The 16,399-nt window shown below is 71.2% G+C and carries 15 protein-coding genes; 5 read left to right on the top strand and 10 right to left on the bottom strand.

Translation table 11 applies throughout. The features are described 5' to 3' along the window. Positions 1 to 40: 40 nt before the first annotated feature. Both nhaA and LUM46_RS20480 read right to left on the bottom strand, forming a co-directional pair. Positions 41 to 1,333 carry a Na+/H+ antiporter NhaA gene (nhaA, locus tag LUM46_RS20485; protein ID WP_274996515.1) on the bottom strand — a complete coding sequence of 431 codons (1,293 nt, stop codon included), beginning with the start codon at positions 1,331 to 1,333 and terminating at the stop codon, positions 41 to 43. Between the two features lie 195 nt (positions 1,334 to 1,528). Continuing rightward, the gene (locus LUM46_RS20480) at positions 1,529 to 2,092 is read right to left on the bottom strand and encodes a DUF1697 domain-containing protein (RefSeq protein WP_274996514.1); all 564 of its coding nucleotides are present in this window, start codon (positions 2,090 to 2,092) and stop codon (positions 1,529 to 1,531) included. Between the two features lie 376 nt (positions 2,093 to 2,468). Between LUM46_RS20480 and LUM46_RS20475 the strand changes: the two genes are divergently transcribed. Together LUM46_RS20475 and LUM46_RS20470 are read left to right on the top strand one after the other, a co-directional pair. Beyond that, positions 2,469 to 3,854 carry a PhoH family protein gene (locus LUM46_RS20475; protein WP_420875797.1) on the top strand — a complete coding sequence of 462 codons (1,386 nt, stop codon included), beginning with the start codon at positions 2,469 to 2,471 and terminating at the stop codon, positions 3,852 to 3,854. Positions 3,855 to 4,130: 276 nt separating this feature from the next. Next, positions 4,131 to 4,904 (top strand): GOLPH3/VPS74 family protein, encoded by a 774-nt coding sequence (locus tag LUM46_RS20470; protein WP_274996513.1) that lies wholly within the window; start codon positions 4,131 to 4,133, stop codon positions 4,902 to 4,904. Between the two features lie 147 nt (positions 4,905 to 5,051). On the opposite strand, the gene LUM46_RS20465 is transcribed toward LUM46_RS20470, so the two are convergent. The 4 genes from LUM46_RS20465 to LUM46_RS20450 all read right to left on the bottom strand — a co-directional run bounded on the left by LUM46_RS20465 (position 5,052) and on the right by LUM46_RS20450 (position 8,464). Next, positions 5,052 to 6,476: a class II fumarate hydratase gene (locus LUM46_RS20465; RefSeq protein ID WP_274996510.1), complete on the bottom strand. Its 1,425-nt coding sequence runs from the start codon at positions 6,474 to 6,476 to the stop codon at positions 5,052 to 5,054. Between the two features lie 82 nt (positions 6,477 to 6,558). Then, on the bottom strand, positions 6,559 to 7,242 hold the full coding sequence (locus tag LUM46_RS20460) for a carbonic anhydrase (RefSeq protein WP_274996509.1): 684 nt from the start codon (positions 7,240 to 7,242) through the stop codon (positions 6,559 to 6,561). Next, positions 7,239 to 8,195, bottom strand: coding sequence for a carbohydrate kinase family protein (locus LUM46_RS20455; protein WP_274996508.1), 957 nt, complete (start codon positions 8,193 to 8,195; stop codon positions 7,239 to 7,241). Before LUM46_RS20455 ends, LUM46_RS20460 begins: the two co-directional genes overlap by 4 nt. Further along, a complete protein-coding gene (locus LUM46_RS20450) occupies positions 8,192 to 8,464 on the bottom strand; it encodes an exodeoxyribonuclease VII small subunit (RefSeq protein WP_374726942.1) in 273 nt (90 codons plus the stop codon). The genes LUM46_RS20455 and LUM46_RS20450 overlap by 4 nt, the downstream gene beginning before the upstream one ends. A gap of 95 nt (positions 8,465 to 8,559) precedes the next feature. Here LUM46_RS20450 and LUM46_RS20445 point away from each other — a divergent pair, with 95 nt between their 5' ends. After that, positions 8,560 to 10,179: an ABC-F family ATP-binding cassette domain-containing protein gene (locus LUM46_RS20445; RefSeq protein WP_274996507.1), complete on the top strand. Its 1,620-nt coding sequence runs from the start codon at positions 8,560 to 8,562 to the stop codon at positions 10,177 to 10,179. Between the two features lie 19 nt (positions 10,180 to 10,198). Here LUM46_RS20445 and LUM46_RS20440 read toward each other — a convergent pair whose 3' ends face one another. Beyond that, on the bottom strand, positions 10,199 to 10,825 hold the full coding sequence (locus LUM46_RS20440) for an HAD family hydrolase (RefSeq protein ID WP_274996505.1): 627 nt from the start codon (positions 10,823 to 10,825) through the stop codon (positions 10,199 to 10,201). 86 nt (positions 10,826 to 10,911) lie between these two features. Here LUM46_RS20440 and LUM46_RS20435 point away from each other — a divergent pair, with 86 nt between their 5' ends. After that, positions 10,912 to 11,661: a class I SAM-dependent methyltransferase gene (locus LUM46_RS20435; protein WP_274996504.1), complete on the top strand. Its 750-nt coding sequence runs from the start codon at positions 10,912 to 10,914 to the stop codon at positions 11,659 to 11,661. Between the two features lie 7 nt (positions 11,662 to 11,668). Here LUM46_RS20435 and LUM46_RS20430 read toward each other — a convergent pair whose 3' ends face one another. Next, entirely contained in the window at positions 11,669 to 12,811 is a 1,143-nt protein-coding gene (locus LUM46_RS20430) for an epoxide hydrolase family protein (protein WP_274996503.1), read from the bottom strand. A 135-nt stretch (positions 12,812 to 12,946) separates the two neighbouring features. Then, complete coding sequence (locus LUM46_RS20425; protein WP_274996501.1) at positions 12,947 to 14,083, bottom strand: epoxide hydrolase family protein; 1,137 nt, start codon at positions 14,081 to 14,083, stop codon at positions 12,947 to 12,949. A 63-nt stretch (positions 14,084 to 14,146) separates the two neighbouring features. Here LUM46_RS20425 and LUM46_RS20420 point away from each other — a divergent pair, with 63 nt between their 5' ends. Beyond that, on the top strand, positions 14,147 to 15,124 hold the full coding sequence (locus LUM46_RS20420) for a helix-turn-helix transcriptional regulator (protein ID WP_274996499.1): 978 nt from the start codon (positions 14,147 to 14,149) through the stop codon (positions 15,122 to 15,124). Here LUM46_RS20420 and xseA read toward each other — a convergent pair. After that, a complete protein-coding gene (gene xseA / locus LUM46_RS20415) occupies positions 15,105 to 16,367 on the bottom strand; it encodes an exodeoxyribonuclease VII large subunit (RefSeq protein WP_274996497.1) in 1,263 nt (420 codons plus the stop codon). The two genes, LUM46_RS20420 and xseA, sit on opposite strands and share 20 nt — an antisense overlap. Positions 16,368 to 16,399 lie beyond the last annotated feature (32 nt).

Here is a 16,399-nt window from a genome sequence, read left to right as displayed (position 1 = left end):
TGCATGACTACCTCGCCAGCTGACTACCTTGGCGGGGTGCTCAGTGGGACCCGCGGTCCTTGGCGTCGCCGATGTACTCGCGGACGTCGTCCGCCCGGCCGTCGAGGTTCATGTCCGACGAGCGGGCCCGACGGGCGTCCCAGCGCAGCGAGATCGCGCCGAAGATCGCGGCGAGCACCGAGGCACCCAGGATTGCGATCTTGGCCCCGTCGGTGTGCTCCGAGTCGCCGAAGGACAGCTCGCTGATCAGCAGCGACACGGTGAACCCGATACCGGCCAGGAAGCCGACGGGCAGCAGGTCGCGTACGCCGATGCCGTCGGGCAGGCGCAGGGGCGTGAGCCGGACGACCAGCGCGGTGGTCCCGAGCACGCCAAGGAGCTTGCCCAGGATGAGACCGGCCGTGATCGCCGCGACGACCGGCTGGCCGATCACGGCCGCCGGGCCTTCGCCGTCGAGCAGCGAGACGCCCGCGGCGAAGAACGCGAACACGGGCAGCGCGATGGCGGACGACAGCGGCTTGATGCTGTGCTCGTACTGATGGGTACGCGACGAGGCCTCGCCGTGCACGGCCAGCGCGGGAACGGTGAAGCCGAGCAGCACACCCGCGACCGTCGCGTGGACCCCGGACTCGTGCATCAGGATCCAGGCGATCAGCGCGAGCGGCAGCAGGATGAACCAGTGGGGCTTGCGCGACCGCACGTGCCAGGCGAACAGCGCGACGGCGACGAACGTGCCGACCAGCGACATCCAGTGGATCTCGCTGGTGTAGAAGATCGCGATGACGATGATCGCGAGGAGGTCGTCCACGACGGCGAGCGTGAGCAGGAAGGTCCGGATCGCGATCGGCAGCCCGCGGCCGAAGATCGCGAGGACACCCAGGGCGAACGCGATGTCCGTGGCGCTCGGGATGGCCCAGCCGTGCAGGGCGCTCGGGTCGCCGAGGGCCAGGACCACGCCGACGTAGACCAGGGCGGGGACGGCCATGCCGCCGACCGCCGCGATCATCGGGACGCCGGCTTCCCTGGGGTTGCGCAGGCTGCCGGCGACGAACTCGTGCTTGAGCTCGAGACCCACCACGAAGAAGAAGATCGCGAGGAGCCCGTCGGCGGCCCAGGTGCTGAGCGACAGGTCGAGGTGGATCGGCAGCGGCCCGAGCGAGGACGGCCCGACCACCGTCTGGGTCAGGGTCTGGTAGGCGTCCCGCCAGGGCGAGTTCGCCCACAGGAGGGCGAGGAGGGCGGCTCCGATCAGGAGCGCGCCGCCCGTGGTCTCACGGGCCGCCCAGGTCTGGAGACGCTGGAGGCGGGTGGGGGCGGTGGCGTCAGGGATCAACGCGTGTCCTCTCGGCTTTTGCGGGTCGTCAGAGAAGGACCGGTCGACCCGGTCCACGCCGACCAGACTTCCCGGCACACCTGAGTTTTACCTTACCTGCCGTGGCACCCTGCCACGGCCTTGCCTGATGCGCGCCTGGGGGCGCAAGAAGTGAGACCTGGGTCACGATTCGGCCCGCGGGGTGTCCAGGCGGGGCTATCTCAAGGCGAGCCCGGCGCAGGCCGTGCGCAGCTTGGTGATCGTGTTCCAGTTCCGGGCCGTGGTCGGCGCGCCGACAGCGGTGTCAAGGATTTTCGGCGTGAACTTCGACCGACCGATCCCGTCCACGTAGTGGACGTACAGCACCCCTGCGCCGGTCGCGAGCATCTCCCGCCCGGCATTGGCCAGGTCGAGCCGGGCGATGCCCGCCTCGTCCAGGGCGCCGAACGGGACGTGCACCTGGAGCTGCGAGGGGTGGTCGCGCGCGGCGGCCCGGAAGGGGTTGGTGCGGGCGATCACCTCCAGCTGTTCAGTACTCAGCCCGACGGCGGCCACGTCCTGCCCCAGCCGCTCGGCGAGGCAGTCCTGGACGAGCTGCGCGACGTCGGCGGGCCGGGTGGCGCCGGAGGTCCCCGGCGTGACCACGAGGTTGCCGCTGTTCAGAAGGGTGCGGGCGTCGCCGAGCGCGGCGTCTTCGGCGGCGCCGACCAGGTCGGCGGACGTCACGCGCAGGCCTGGTCCGACGTTGACGGCGCGGAGGAGGACAGCGAAGGAAGCCATGCGTCCATCCTGCCGCGTCGGCGAGCCTTCCAGCGAGTTTTGCCAATTCTTGGAGTGAAGGTCAAGTCATTACCAGTGTGTGAACAGTTCGTGACAACTTGCGACCCGCCGGGGCGTGACTCTGGTCACGAGATGACAGGGCGCGTAGTTTCCATCTCAGGGACGGCACCCAGTCGCCCCTTCGGGAGGCCAACCTATGGAGTGCTCGCTCCGTGGAGAAGGGCCGGTCCCGGCTCTGCGCCACGACGCGGCGCACCGAGTCGGTCGCCCGGCCCATCCACCAGCCCCGGTTCGTCCGGGTCGGTTCCGCCGACAGGCGGTACCCGCCAGGTAGTCGAGGCTGTCACGGCGTTTCGGCGCCGGAGGGAGAACCGCAGTGAGCCATTCCGCACACACCACCCGCCCGTCCGACCAGAGTGCCGACGCCGCTCCCGGCGCGGCAGGTGACGAACGCAGGACCTTCGTCATCGACACGTCTGTGCTGTTGAGTGATCCCAAGGCGATGTTGCGGTTCGCGGAGCACGATGTCGTACTCCCCATCGTCGTGATCACGGAGCTGGAGGCCAAGCGTCACCACGCCGAGCTCGGGTACTTCGCCCGGAGCGCCCTGCGGATGCTGGACGGGCTGCGCGTGCAGCACGGCCGCCTCGACTCACCGGTCCCCGTGGGGGACGCGGACGGCACGCTGCGGGTGGAGCTCAACCACGTGGACCCGACGGTCCTGCCCGCCGGGTTCCGGCTGGGCGACAACGACACCCGGATCCTCGCCGTGGCCGCCAACCTCGCGGCCGAGGGCAACAGGGTCACGGTGGTCTCCAAGGACCTGCCGATGCGGGTGAAGGCGTCCGCCGTCGGGCTGCCGGCCGAGGAGTACAAGGCGGAGCTCGCGGTGGACTCGGGCTGGACCGGGATGCGCGAGATCGACCTGTCCGACGAGCAGATGGGGTCGCTCTGGGAGAACGACTCGGTGGACATCGCGTCCCTGGACCCGGCGACCGTCGAGGCGGCCTCGCCGCTGCTGGTCCACACGGGGATGGTGGTGCACTCTCCGGGTGGCTCCGCGCTCGGCCGCGTCACGGCGGACAAGCGGGTGCAGCTGGTGCGTGGCGACCAGGAGGTGTTCGGGGTCCACGGTCGCTCGGCGGAGCAGCGGGTGGCCATCGACCTGCTGCTCGACCAGGAGATCGGGATCATCTCGCTCGGCGGGCGGGCCGGCACGGGCAAGTCGGCGCTCGCCCTGTGCGCCGGCCTCGAGTCCGTGCTGGAGCGGCAGCAGCACCGCAAGGTGGTCGTGTTCCGGCCGCTCTACGCGGTGGGCGGGCAGGAGCTGGGCTACCTGCCCGGGTCCGAGTCCGAGAAGATGAACCCCTGGGCGCAGGCCGTCTACGACACGCTCGGCGCCCTGGTGTCGCCCGCGGTGGTGGAGGAGGTCATCGCGCGCGACATGCTCGAGGTGCTGCCGCTCACGCACATCCGTGGGCGGTCCCTGCACGACTCGTTCGTCATCGTGGACGAGGCGCAGTCCCTGGAGCGGAACGTCCTGCTGACGGTGCTGTCGCGGATCGGCCAGAGCTCGCGCGTCGTGCTCACCCACGACGTCGCCCAGCGCGACAACCTGCGGGTGGGCCGGCACGACGGGGTCGCGGCAGTCATCGAGGCGCTCAAGGGGCACCCGCTCTTCGCGCACATCACGCTCACCCGGTCGGAGCGCTCGCCCGTGGCGGCGCTGGTGACCGACATGCTGGAGCGTCTGGAGGTCTGATCCGACCGGCGGTTCCGCCCGGCAACGCGTCAGACGCTCAGGTCACGCTGGTGACCTGAGCGTCTGACGTCTCGACCTTCTGGCACGGAAGAGGCGTGCCGCCGGACGGAAACCCCCCAGCCCCGCAGCCCGGCGGTACGCCTCTTCGAGTGCAGGAGCGACACTAGCAGAATTAGGTAAGGCTAACCAAAGGAGGACACCGCATGTGCGGCGTGTTCACCCGACCGTCGTCTCAATACGGGCGTTGTCTCGCTTGTCGGATATAGCATCGGGGCCATGCTGATTGCCGAAGACTTCCTGCTGCTCGCCGTCGACGACGAGACGGGCAAGACCACCAACGTCGACAACCTGGGTGTTCGCCTCGCGGGCGCGCTCCTGGCCGACCTCGCTGCCGCGAACAAGACCCTCATGCGGGGCGCGCCGGAGGCCGGCGCGACCAAGGAAGAGCGGGAGAAGGCCGGGGACACGACGCTCCTCGTCACCGACAACACGCCCACCGGTCACGTGGCGCTGGACGCAGCCCTGCAGGCCGTGCTCGCCACGCCCGAGGCGCCGGCGCGGAAGGTCGTCGAGGCCATCTCCAAGGACGCCGAGGAGAACCTGCTGGCCGCGCTCGTCGAGCGCGGGATCCTGGAGAAGGAGGAGACCAAGCTCTTCCGCATGCTCCCGATCACCCGCTGGCCCGCCGCCGACTCGAGTCACGAGACCGCGCTGCGCGCCAACCTCACGAAGATCCTCGTCGAGGGCGCGGAGCCCGACGAGCGCACCGCCACCCTGATCTCCCTGCTGCACGGGTCCGGCCTCATCGGCGGCCTGGTCGGCAAGGAGCAGCGCAAGGCCGCCCAGGAGCGTGCCGAGGAGATCGCCGGGAGCGAGTGGGGCGTCGCCACCGTCGCGACCCAGGTCGCCATCGCGGCGACGGTCGCCACGGTCGCCACCGTCGGTGCCGCTGCGGCGGCGTTCATCCTCCTGTCGAACGACGCCGACAAGAGCGCCGCGCCGGCCGACACCACCGCTGCCCCCGAGGCCGCAGAGGCGCCCGCGGTCTGAGTCGACCGCCGGCCGTCGACAACCGCTGGTCGGCAGCCGCTGGTCGAGCTTGTCGAGACCCCGGGGTCTCGACAAGCTCGACCAGCAAGCCCAGCTCGACCGGTGTGGCCGGCTGCCTCCGCCGTCAGGCGCCCGGGTGCAGGGGCGTCAGGCCTGCGGCGGGCGCGTCATCGACAGCACGTCGAGCGCGGTGTCCAGCTGCGCCTCGGTGAGCTCGCCCCGCTCGACGAATCCGAGGTCGATCACGGCCTGGCGCACCGTGATGCCCTCCTTGACGGCGGTCTTGGCGACCTTGGCGGCGGCCTCGTAGCCGATCACGCGGTTCAGCGGCGTCACGATCGACGGCGACGACTCGGCGAGCGCACGAGCGCGCTCGACGTTCGCGGTGATCCCCACGATGGTCTTGTCCGCCAGCACCCGCGAGGAGTTCGACAGCAGGCGGATCGACTCGAGCACGCCCTGCGCGATCACGGGGATCTGCACGTTGAGCTCGAACGTGCCGGACGCGCCGGCCCAGGCCACCGTCGCGTCGTTGCCGACGACGCGCGCGCACACCATGAGCACGGCCTCGGGGATGACGGGGTTGACCTTGCCCGGCATGATCGACGAGCCCGGCTGCAGGTCGGGCAGCGCGATCTCGCCCAGGCCGGTGTTCGGGCCGGAGCCCATCCAGCGCAGGTCGTTGCAGATCTTCGTCACGGAGACCGCGATGGTGCGCAGCGCACCCGAGAGCTCGACCAGCCCGTCCCGCGCCGACTGTGCCTCGAAGTGGTCGCGGGCCTCGGTCAGCGGCAGGCCGGTGTCCTCCGCGAGCAGGGCGATGACCCGCTGCGGGAAGCCGGCCGGGGTGTTGATGCCGGTGCCGACCGCGGTGCCGCCCAGCGGCACCTCGGCGGCCCGCGGCAGCGCGGCCTGCAGGCGCTCCACGCCGTAGCGGATGGCGGCGGCGTACCCGCCGAACTCCTGGCCCAGCGTGACCGGGGTGGCGTCCATGAGGTGCGTACGCCCGGACTTCACGACCGTTGCGAACTCGTCGGACTTCGCCTGGAGCGCGTCCGCCAGGTGGGTCAGCGCGGGGATCAGGTCGTTGACGACGCCCGAGGTGGCCGCGACGTGCACCGAGGTCGGGAACACGTCGTTCGACGACTGCGACGCGTTGACATGGTCGTTCGGGTGCACGTCCTTGCCGAGCGCGGCGGTGGCGAGCGTCGCGAGGACCTCGTTGGTGTTCATGTTCGACGACGTGCCCGAGCCGGTCTGGAAGACGTCGATCGGGAAGTGGCTGTCGTGCTTGCCGGAGGCGACCTCGTCCGCGGCGGCGACGATCGCGTCGGCGATGTCCTTGTCGAGCACGCCGAGCTCTGCGTTCGCGGTCGCGGCGGCCTTCTTCACACGGGCGAGCGCCTCGATGTGGCCACGCTCGAGGGGGGTACCGGAGATCGGGAAGTTCTCGACGGCACGCTGGGTCTGGGCGCGGTACAGCGCGTTCTTCGGGACGCGCACCTCGCCCATGGTGTCGTGCTCGATACGGAACTCGGTGTCGCCGGACGGGACGACGGTGTCAGCAGTCATGGTTCTATCGTGCCGCAGCCGCGCCCCGGCGACGCACCTGAGCGCGTGACTCGTGTCACCACCGCCGTCCCTGCCGCCCTCGTCACCCAGCCTGCGGCAGGACCGCGGGCTGCTCGCCGACGTCGCCGATCACGTTGACCATCCGCGCGCTGCCCTCCGCGAGGTCGTACTCGAGGCCGACCACCGCGCACCGGCCCTCCTCGACGGCCCGGGCCAGGCCGGCCGAGTAGCTGTGCAGCATCCCGACGGTGTGCTTCACGTGCTCGCGACGCAGTACGTCCTGGTCGGCCAGCGCCGCCATGACGGTGGCCGGGTCGCCCGAGGTGATGCTGACGATCGACGGGATCACGCGGTCCACCACGGCACGTACGAACCCGTCGGGCTGCTCACCCGAGGCGAGCGTGTGCGCTGCGGCGGCCACCGCGCCGCACGAGTCGTGGCCCAGCACGACGACGAGAGAGGCACCGAGCACGTCGACCCCGTACTCGATGGAGCCGATCACGGTCGTGTCCACGACGTGCCCCGCGGTGCGGACCACGAACACGTCGCCCAGACCCTGGTCGAAGATGATCTCGGCGGCGACACGGGAGTCCGAGCAGCCGAAGATCACCGTGTGCGGGTGCTGCGCGGCCTGCAGCTCCCGGCGGCGGTCCGCGTTCTGCGACGGGTGGGCCGGCGCGTCCGCGACGAAGCGGTCGTTGCCGGAGCGCAGCAGCGCCCAGGCCTCGCGCGGGCTGATGCGTTCCGGGTTCTGGTGCAGGCTCATGATCCAACCTCTTCGCGACGCGGCGGGTTGGCTCCCGCCCGGGACACTGTGATGGCGGCGACGGCGCAGCAGCGGTCCAGGACCTGCTGCACGGTCGCCGAGCCGATGGCACCGAGAGCGTCCCGCCGGTCGGCGCCCAGCAGGTCGTGCTCCCACAAGCCGTCGATGAGAGCGCCCATGAACGAGTCGCCGGCTCCCACGGTGTCGACCACCTCGACCTGCGGGGCGACCGCCTCGACCACACCGGCGTCGGACACCGCGACCGCGCCCCTGCCGCCGAACGTGACCACGACGAGCGCGGGCGTGCCGCGCTGCCAGTCGTGCGCCACGTCCACCGGGTCGGACCCGGGGTACAGCCAGCCCAAATCCTCGTCGCTCACCTTCACCACGTCCGAGAGCTGCACGAGCGCCTCGACGCGCGGACGCACCTCTTCGGCGGAGCCCATGATCGCGGGCCGCGCGTTCGGGTCGTACGTGGTGGTCGACGTCGTCCGCGCCGCCTCCAGGACCTGCCGCACCTCCGTGGCGCCCGGCTCGAGGACCGCCGCGATGGAGCCGGTGTGGACCGCGAGGGCGTCGGTGCCGCCGACCTGGGCGCTGGGCTCGGTGCTGGTGTCCGCACCCGGCAGTGCCTCGGCGGGGACGCGCCAGGCCAGGTCGAAGTCGTACGTGGCGGAGCCGCTCTCGTCGAGCGTGGCCACCGCGACGCTGGTGCGCTCCGCGCCGTCGCTGCCCGGCACCAGAGCGACACCGGAGTCGGCCAGCCACGCGCGCACCAGGTCACCCCGGGCGTCGGCCCCGAGCCACGTCGCGAGGCGGACGTCCCGGCTCAGACGGCCCAGGGTGAGCGCGACGTTGGCGATGCTGCCCCCGGGATGCTCCGCGGAGGAACCGTCCGGCCGGTGCACCTCGTCCACGAGTGCCTCGCCGACGGCGAGGACGTACCGGCTCACTCGGCGTCCTCCGGCGACCCGGCCGACGAGAGCGACCCGTTCTGCGCGGCGGCGAGGCGCTCGCGGGCGCCGTCCAGCCACTCCTGGCAGCGGGCCGCGAGTGCCTCGCCACGCTCCCAGAGCGCGAGCGACGCCTCCAGCGGCTCCCCGCCGGTCTCCAGTCGGCCGACCACCTGCACGAGCTCGTCGCGGGCTTGTTCATAGCTGAGGGAGGCGACGTCGGGTGCGTCGCTCACCGCATCGGTTCCGGTCACAGCATCTGTACTCACGGGGAACAGTCAACAGCACACCACCGACATCTGCGGAGTCCGTCCACAGGAATGAGTTTGGTCCTGGCCGGTCCGACGGCGGACCATGGTGACCCATGGGCCATCTCGAAGTAGCGCACGTCGAATACCACCTGCCGGATGGCCGGACCCTCCTGGGGGACGTCTCGTTCCGCGTGGGTGAGCGGAGCGCGACGGCGATCGTCGGCCCGAACGGTGCGGGCAAGACCACTCTGCTGCGCATCATCATGGGCGAGCTGGCGCCGCACGCCGGTTCCGTGGCCGTGAGCGGTGGGCTCGGCGTCATGCGCCAGTTCGTCGGCTCCGTGCGTGACGAGACGACGGTGCGCGACCTGCTGGTGTCCGTGTCCGCGCCCAGGCTGCGCGAGGTGGCCCGCGCCGTCGACGAGGCCGAGCACAGGATGCTGACGGTCGACGACGAGGCCGCCCAGATGGCGTACGCGCAGGCGCTCTCGGACTGGGCGGAGGTGCGTGGCTACGAGGCCGAGACGCTGTGGGACGTCTGCACCATGGCCGCGCTCGGCATGCCGTACGACCGGGTGCAGTTCCGCGAGGTGCGGACGATGTCGGGCGGTGAGCAGAAACGGCTCGTGCTGGAGGCGCTGCTGCGCGGCACCGACGAGGTGCTGCTGCTCGACGAGCCGGACAACTACCTGGACGTGCCGGGCAAGCGCTGGCTGGAGGCGCAGCTCAAGGCCACCAAGAAGACCGTCCTGTTCGTGTCGCACGACCGGGAGCTGCTGTCGCGGTCGGCGGACCGGATCGTGTCCCTCGAACCGGGCCCCGCGGGCGCCGACGCCTGGGTGCACGGCGGTGGGTTCGCGACCTTCCACGACGCCCGGCGCGAGCGGTTCGCGCGGTTCGAGGAGCTGCGCCGCCGCTGGGACGAGAAGCATGCCCAGCTCAAGAAGCTGGTCCTGACCCTGCGGAACCAGGCAGCGAGCAGCCCCGACATGGCCTCGCGCTACCACGCGGCGCAGACGCGGCTCAAGAAGTTCGAGGACGTCGGCCCGCCGCCCGAGCCGCCGCGTGAGCAGGACATCACCATGAACCTGCGCGGCGGGCGCACGGGCCTGCGGGCCGTGACGTGCGAGGGGCTGGAGCTCACCGGGCTGATGAAGCCGTTCGACCTGGAGGTCTTCTACGGCGAGCGGGTCGCGGTGCTGGGCTCGAACGGCTCCGGCAAGTCCCACTTCCTGCGACTGCTCGCGGGCGGCGACGTCGCGCACACGGGCATGTGGAAGCTCGGGGCGCGGGTGGTCGCCGGTCACTTCGCACAGACGCACGCGCACCCCGAGCTGTTCGGGCGGGCGCTGCTCGACATCCTGTGGGAGGACCACGCACAGGACAAGGGCAAGGCGATGGCGCGGCTACGGCGCTACGAGCTCACCGAGGCGGCGGACCGGCCCTTCGACCGCTTGTCCGGCGGGCAGCAGGCGCGGTTCCAGATCCTGCTGCTCGAGCTCGCCGGCTCCACGGCGCTGCTGCTCGACGAGCCCACGGACAACCTCGACCTCGAGTCGGCCGAGGCCTTGCAGGACGGCCTGGAGTCGTTCGACGGGACGGTCCTTGCCGTGACGCACGACCGTTGGTTCGCGCGGTCGTTCGACCGCTACCTCGTCTTCGGCTCCGACGGTGTGGTGCGCGAGACGTCGGAGCCCGTGTGGGACGAGCGGCGGGTCGAGCGCGAGCGGTAAGCCGCTCTCGGCGCGCGGCTCAGCCGCCGCGCACCGCGGGCGCGACGCCGTGGACCGCGAGCTGCTCCAGCAGGACGTCGTGCCCCTCCTGGACCCGCCAGTGCACGGCGGCCATACCCGTCGACCGGGCGCCCTCCACGTTGAGGGAGTGGTCGTCGATGAACAGGACCTCGGCGGGCGGGGCCCCGATCCGGGTCGCCGCCTTGAGGAAGAACGCGGGGTCCGGCTTCGCCACGCCCAGGTCGCAGGAGTAGAGACTGACGTCGAACAGGTCGTCGTACGGCAGCGTGGCCTTCATGTGGTCGGCCCGACGCCGAACCTGGTTGGTCCCCAGGTGCACTCCGTAGCCGGCCTCGCGCAGCCCCCGGACCAGGTCGAGCGACGCCGGGACAGGCTCGATGTTCTGCCACACCGCCGCGTACAGGTCGGCGGCCGGCACCTCGACGCCGTACTCCCGCAGAACGTCGGCGAGGACCGGCAGGAAGTCGTCGTCGCCCGCGAGGAGCAGGCGCTCCCGCTCGGACGCGAGGGTCAGGATCTCGCGGGTCTGCGCGCCGAGGAGCTGCTCGGCGGCGTGGTAGAAGCCGTCGGGGAACCCCTGGAGCACGCCGTCGGCGTCGAACAGGATGTGTCGGATGGTCGTCACGGACGAACCGTATCCGGCCGGGCAACATGATCCACCCGCGACAAAATGTTCTGTGGCCCGGCCCCGCGGCGGGTCAACATGGTGCCATGACCGCACCCGACCCGATCTTCGTGGACCCCCGCCTCGCGCGGCTCTATGACGCCTTCGACGACGACCGCGGCGACCTCGACCTGTACGTCGGGCTCGCCGAGCGGTTCGGCACCCGCACCGTGCTCGACGTCGGCTGCGGGACCGGCGTGCTCGCCCTCCTGCTGGCCCGGCAGGGCCTGCGTGTCACCGGTGCGGACCCGGCCCAGGCGTCGCTGGAGGTCGCCCGGGCCAAGCCCGGTGCGGACGCCGTCACCTGGATCGAGGGCGGAGCCGACGCGGTCGCCGGCCGCGGCCTCGCCGCGGACCTGGCGACGATGACCGGCAACGTCGCGCAGGTCTTCGGCACCGACGCGGAGTGGGCGCAGGCGCTCGCGGCGGTGCACGACGCCGTGCGGGCCGGCGGGCGCTTCGTGTTCGAGACCCGGGTGCCGGCGCGGCAGGCCTGGCTCGGCTGGACCCGTGAGCATCGGTCGGCCCACCGTGACATCGCCGGCGTCGGACCGGTCGAGATGTGGACCGACCTCCTGGAGGTAGCGCTGCCGTACGTCACCTTCCAGCAGTCCTACCGCTTCCCACCCGGCGTGCTGCCCGACGGCGACGTGGTCACCTCGGTCTCGACCCTGCGGTTCCGCGAGCGGGACGAGATCGAGACGTCACTGAGCGCCGCCGGGTTCGAGGTCGAGGAGGTGCTGGACGCGCCGGACCGGCCGGGCCTGGAGTGGGTGTTCGTGGCTCGCCGGCTCTGACCCGAGGTCAGCGCAGGCTGCGGAAGAACGACCGGATGTCGTCGGCCAGCAGCTTCGGCTCCTCCATCGCGGGGAAGTGGCCGCCCTCCGTGAACTCGCTCCAGTGGCCGATCGCCTTCCACGGGTCCATCACGCGGCGCATGAGCGGGTGGGTGTCGAACACGGCCCATGCGGCGGGCACGCCGGGGGATGCGGCCCAGTCGAGTCCCGCGTGCTCGGCCTCGTAGTAGAACTGCGCGCTCGACGCACCGCTGCGGGTGAACCAGTACAGGCTCACGTTGGTGAGCAGCTGGTCGCGGTCGACCGCTTCCTCCGGCGTCGGGTGCGCACCGTTGGTCCACGTCTGGAACTTCTCGGCGATCCATGCGAGCTGACCTACCGGCGAGTCGGTGAGCGCGGCGCCGATCGTGTCCGGACGGTGGTTCTGCATCTCGAAGTAGCCGCGCTCGGCGACGTCCTCGGCGCGGATCGCCTCGATCTGGGCGCTCTCGTCCGCGGTCAGCCCGTCGGGGTAGGGGAACTTGTCGCCGACCATCCCGAGCATCCGGCCGTCGCTGGCGACGTGGGTACCGATGACGCGCTCCGGGTAGAGCGCGGCGAGCCGGCCGGCGGTGCCCGCGCCGATGTCGCTGCCGTGCGCGGCGAACCGCTCGTAGCCGAGGCGCGTCATGATCTCGGCATACGCCTCGCTGGTCCGTGCGACCTCCCAGCCGGTCCCCGACAGCGGGGTGGAGAACCCGAATCCCGGGAGCGACGGGATGACGACGTGGAACTCGTCGGTCAGGAGGGGAACGAGGCGCTGGTACTCGACGAACGAGCCCGGCCAGCCGTGGTTGAGGATGAGCGGGACGGCACCAGGATTGGCCGAGCGCACGTGCACGACATGGAACGTCTGACCGTCGACCACTGTCGTGAACTGCTCGTGCTCGTTGAGCTTCGCCTCCTGCGCGCGCCAGTCGAACCCGTCGCGCCAGTACTCGGCGAGCTCCGTCAGATAGGACCGCGGGATGCCGCGGCTGAAGTCCGTCCGGTCGTCCCTGCCGGGTACCGGGAGCGGCCGTCGGGTGCGGGCGAGCCGGTCGCCCAGGTCGTCGACGTCGGCCTGCGGGATGTTGATGCGGAACGGCGTGAGTGCGTTGTCCTCGGTCATGACAGCCACCGTGTCAGGTGAGGCGGACAGGTTCTGTCCTCTACTCGAACCCGGCTCGAGCTCGACGAGGTGCCGGATGCGCCAGACCGGCCGGGCCCCGAGCAGGTCTTCGTGGCCCGCCGGCCTGGCGCGGGGTCAGGAGATACCGCGGAAGAAGGTGCGGATGTCGTCCGCGAGCAGCGTCGGCTCCTCCATCGCGGGGAAGTGGCCGCCCTCCGTGAACTCGCTCCAGTGAGCGATCGCCTTCCACGGGTCCATCGCTCGGCGCATGAGCGGGTGGGTGTCGAACACGGCCCACCCGGACGGCACCCCGGGGGCCATGGACATGCCGGCTCCGGAGTGCTCGGACTCGTAGTAGAACTGCGCGAGCGACGCGCCGCTGCGGGTGAACCAGTACAGGCTGACGTTCGTGAGGAGCTGGTCGCGGTCGACGTCCGGTGTCCGGTAGCCGCTACCGGTCCTGCTCTTGAACTTCTCGGCGATCCACGCGAGCTGGCCGACCGGCGAGTCGGTGAGCGCTGCGCCGATCGTGTCGGGCCGGTGGTTGTGCATCCCGATGTACCCGCGCTCGGCCACGCTCGCGGTGCGCAGCGCCTCGATCTGAGCGCTCTCGTCGTCGGACAGGCCGTCGGGGTAGGGGAACTTGTCGCCGACCAGCCCGAGCCACCAGCGGTCGCTGCCGAGGTGCGTGCCGAGGACGCGGTCCGGGTAGACCGCCGCGAGGAGCCCGGTGGTGCCCGCACCGATGTCCGTGCCGTGCGCCGCGAACCGCTCGTAGCCCAGGCGCGTCATGATCTCGGCGTAGGCGTCCGCCGTCCGCGCCAGCTGCCAGCCGGTCGCTGCCAGCGGGGTGGAGAACCCGAAGCCGGGCAGCGACGGGACGACCACGTGGAACTCGTCGGTCAGCAGCGGCACGAGACGCTGGTACTCGACGAACGAGCTCGGCCAGCCGTTGTTCAGGATCAGCGGGGTCGCCTCCGGGTTCGCCGATCGCGCGTGGACGACGTGGAACGTCTGGCCGTCGACGACCGTCGTGAGCTGCTCGTGCTCGTTGAGCCGTGCCTCCTGGGCGCGCCAGTCGAACCCGTCACGCCAATACTCGGCGAGCCCTTTCAGGTAGCCGAGGGGGATGCCGCGGCTGAAGTCGGTGGGATCGTCCCGACCCGGCACGGGGTTCGGCCAGCGCGTGTGCGCCAGCCGGTCGCGTAGGTCGTCGACCTCGGCCTGGGGGATGTTGATGCGGAACGGTGTGAGGGCGTTGTTCTCGGTCATGGCGCCCACGATCCCGGGTAATGCGGCAGGTTAGCTTCCGCGATTGCTGCGATGATCTGGAACATGTTGGAGACCTCGGCCCGCCTGCTCGAGCTGCTGTCGTTGCTCCAGCTCAAGCGCGACTGGACGAGCTCCGAGCTCGCCGGCCGGCTCGGGGTGAGCACGAGGACCGTTCGCGCCGACATCGGCAAGCTACGGTCGCTCGGCTACCCCGTGGACGCGCGACCCGGCGTGGCGGGCGGGTACCGGCTGGTCGCGGGGACAGCGATGCCCCCGCTGCTGCTCGACGACGACGAGGCCGTCGCGGTCGCGGTCGGGCTGGGCGCGGTCGCGACGCGGGGACTCGGCGTCGAAGAGACCGCGCTCACGGCGCTCGCGAAGCTGGAGCAGGTGCTGCCCTCGCGCCTGCGCCGGCGCGTCGAGACGGTGCGGGAGGCGACCAGCGCCGTCTCAGGGGCCGAACCGCTGCTCGATCCTTCGGTTCTCGGCTCGGTCGCTGCCGCGATCCGCGGCCACGAACGGCTCCGGTTCGGGTACACGAAGCCCGGGGGCAGCCGAGCGGCGCGGCACACCGAACCGCAACGGCTGGTGCGCTGGGGGTCCCTCTGGTACCTGCTCGCGTGGGATCTCGACCGTGCCGACTGGCGGGTCTTCCGTGTCGACCGCATGGTTCCGCACGCACCGACGGGTGCGCGGTTCCGGCCGCGTGTGATCCCGGAGGACAAGGTCGTGGACTACGTCGTCGGACGCGTCAGCAAAGGGGCCTCGACGTACCGCGCCCGGGTGCTCGTGCATGCCCCCGCCGCCGAGGTCGCTGCGAAGGTCGCGATCCCGGTCGATATCGAGGTGGTCGACGAGTCCACGTGCCGTGTCGAGCTGGGTGCGGACGACCCTGACCGGATCGCGTTGTGGATGGCCCAGCTCGACGTGGACATCGAGGTGATCGAGGGCGACGAGGTCGCGATGGCGTTCGATCGCCTCGCGACGAGGTTCCGCCGCGCGGCGGGCGGTGCCTCCGCTGCTAGGAGACCGTCGCGGTGACCTCGGCATCCAGCGCGCCCTCCGCGAGGCGAACGTGCACGCCCGCACCGACCGTGACGTCGTCGGGCCGCCGCACGACGTGGCCGTCCGCACGCTGCACGACGGCGTAGCCGCGTTCCAGCGTCGACGCCGGCGACAAGGCTCGCACCTGGGCGCCGAGCCGCCCGATCTCGCCGCTCGCGCGCAGCAGCAGCGTGTTCAGGGCGTGGCGGCTGTGCCGGAGCGACTGGACGATGTCGCGCTCGCGCGACTCGAGCATCGTGTGCGGCACGGCAAGGACCGGCCGCGAGCGGACGCCGTCGAGCCCGTGCTGCTCACGATCGATCATGGCGGCGACGGCGCCGCGCATCCGGCTGCGGGCCTGGGTGAGGCGGAGCCGCTCCTCCGAGACGTCGGGGACGATCCGCTTGGCGGCGTCGGTGGGTGTGGAGGCCCGGTAGTCGGCGACGAGGTCGAGCAGCGGCGCGTCGGTCTCGTGGCCGATGGCGCTGACCAGGGGAGTGCGGGCCTGTGCGACGGCACGGACCAGCGACTCGTTGCTGAACGGCAGCAGGTCCTCGACCGAACCGCCGCCCCGCGCGACGACGATGACGTCGACGCTGGGGTCCTGGTCGAGCTCGGCGATCGCCTGCGACACCTCGCGCACCGCGTTCACACCCTGGACCGCGACCTCACGGATCTCGAACCGCACCTGGGGCCAGCGGGCGCGGGCGTTCACCACGACGTCGTGCTCCGCCTTGGACTCCCGCCCGCACACGAGCCCCACGACGGCGGGCAGGAAGGGGAGCTTTCGTTTGCGGGAGATGTCGAACAGGCCCTCCGCCGCGAGGACCTTCTTGAGCGCTTCGATCCGCGCGAGCAGCTCCCCGATGCCGACGGCCTTGATCTCGTTGGCCTGCATCTGCAGGGTGCCGCGCTTGGTCCAGAACACGGGCTTGGCGTGGATGACCACGTGGTCGCCCTCACCCGGCGGCTGCGGCAGCATGCCCAGGACCCGGGAGAAGATCGTCACCGGCAGGGAGGCATCGGCCTCGGTGTCACGGAGTGTGAGCCATTGCATCCCGGAGCCGGGACGCAGGTTGAACTGCACCACCTGCCCCTCGACCCAGACCGGCGGCATCTTGTCGATGTAGCCCTTGATCTTCTCCGAGAGCATGCGCACCGGCCAGGGGTTGGTGGCCGTGGTGTCGAGCGCTTTGCGGGGGAGCTCCGTGGGGAGGGGCCGCTGGGTTGGTTCCGTCACGTGTCCAACCCTGCCACCCACCACCGACACAA

It is taken from the genome of Promicromonospora iranensis (assembly GCF_028994805.1).
Classification (GTDB): domain Bacteria; phylum Actinomycetota; class Actinomycetes; order Actinomycetales; family Cellulomonadaceae; genus Promicromonospora; species Promicromonospora iranensis.
Note: the sequence above shows the minus strand (reverse complement) of the source record. Positions and strands in the feature narration are given on the sequence as shown.

Bases quoted from the DNA above. Each gene is read 5' to 3' on its own strand.
- LUM46_RS20480 (WP_274996514.1), bottom strand. From the start codon at position 2,092: ATGGCTTCCTTCGCTGTCCTCCTCCGCGCCGTCAACGTCGGACCAGGC.
- LUM46_RS20470 (WP_274996513.1), top strand. From the start codon at position 4,131: ATGCTGATTGCCGAAGACTTCCTGCTGCTCGCCGTCGACGACGAGACG.
- LUM46_RS20465 (WP_274996510.1), bottom strand. From the start codon at position 6,476: ATGACTGCTGACACCGTCGTCCCGTCCGGCGACACCGAGTTCCGTATC.
- LUM46_RS20460 (WP_274996509.1), bottom strand. From the start codon at position 7,242: ATGAGCCTGCACCAGAACCCGGAACGCATCAGCCCGCGCGAGGCCTGG.
- LUM46_RS20445 (WP_274996507.1), top strand. From the start codon at position 8,560: ATGGGCCATCTCGAAGTAGCGCACGTCGAATACCACCTGCCGGATGGC.
- LUM46_RS20435 (WP_274996504.1), top strand. From the start codon at position 10,912: ATGACCGCACCCGACCCGATCTTCGTGGACCCCCGCCTCGCGCGGCTC.
- LUM46_RS20430 (WP_274996503.1), bottom strand. From the start codon at position 12,811: ATGACCGAGGACAACGCACTCACGCCGTTCCGCATCAACATCCCGCAG.
- LUM46_RS20425 (WP_274996501.1), bottom strand. From the start codon at position 14,083: ATGACCGAGAACAACGCCCTCACACCGTTCCGCATCAACATCCCCCAG.
- LUM46_RS20420 (WP_274996499.1), top strand. From the start codon at position 14,147: ATGTTGGAGACCTCGGCCCGCCTGCTCGAGCTGCTGTCGTTGCTCCAG.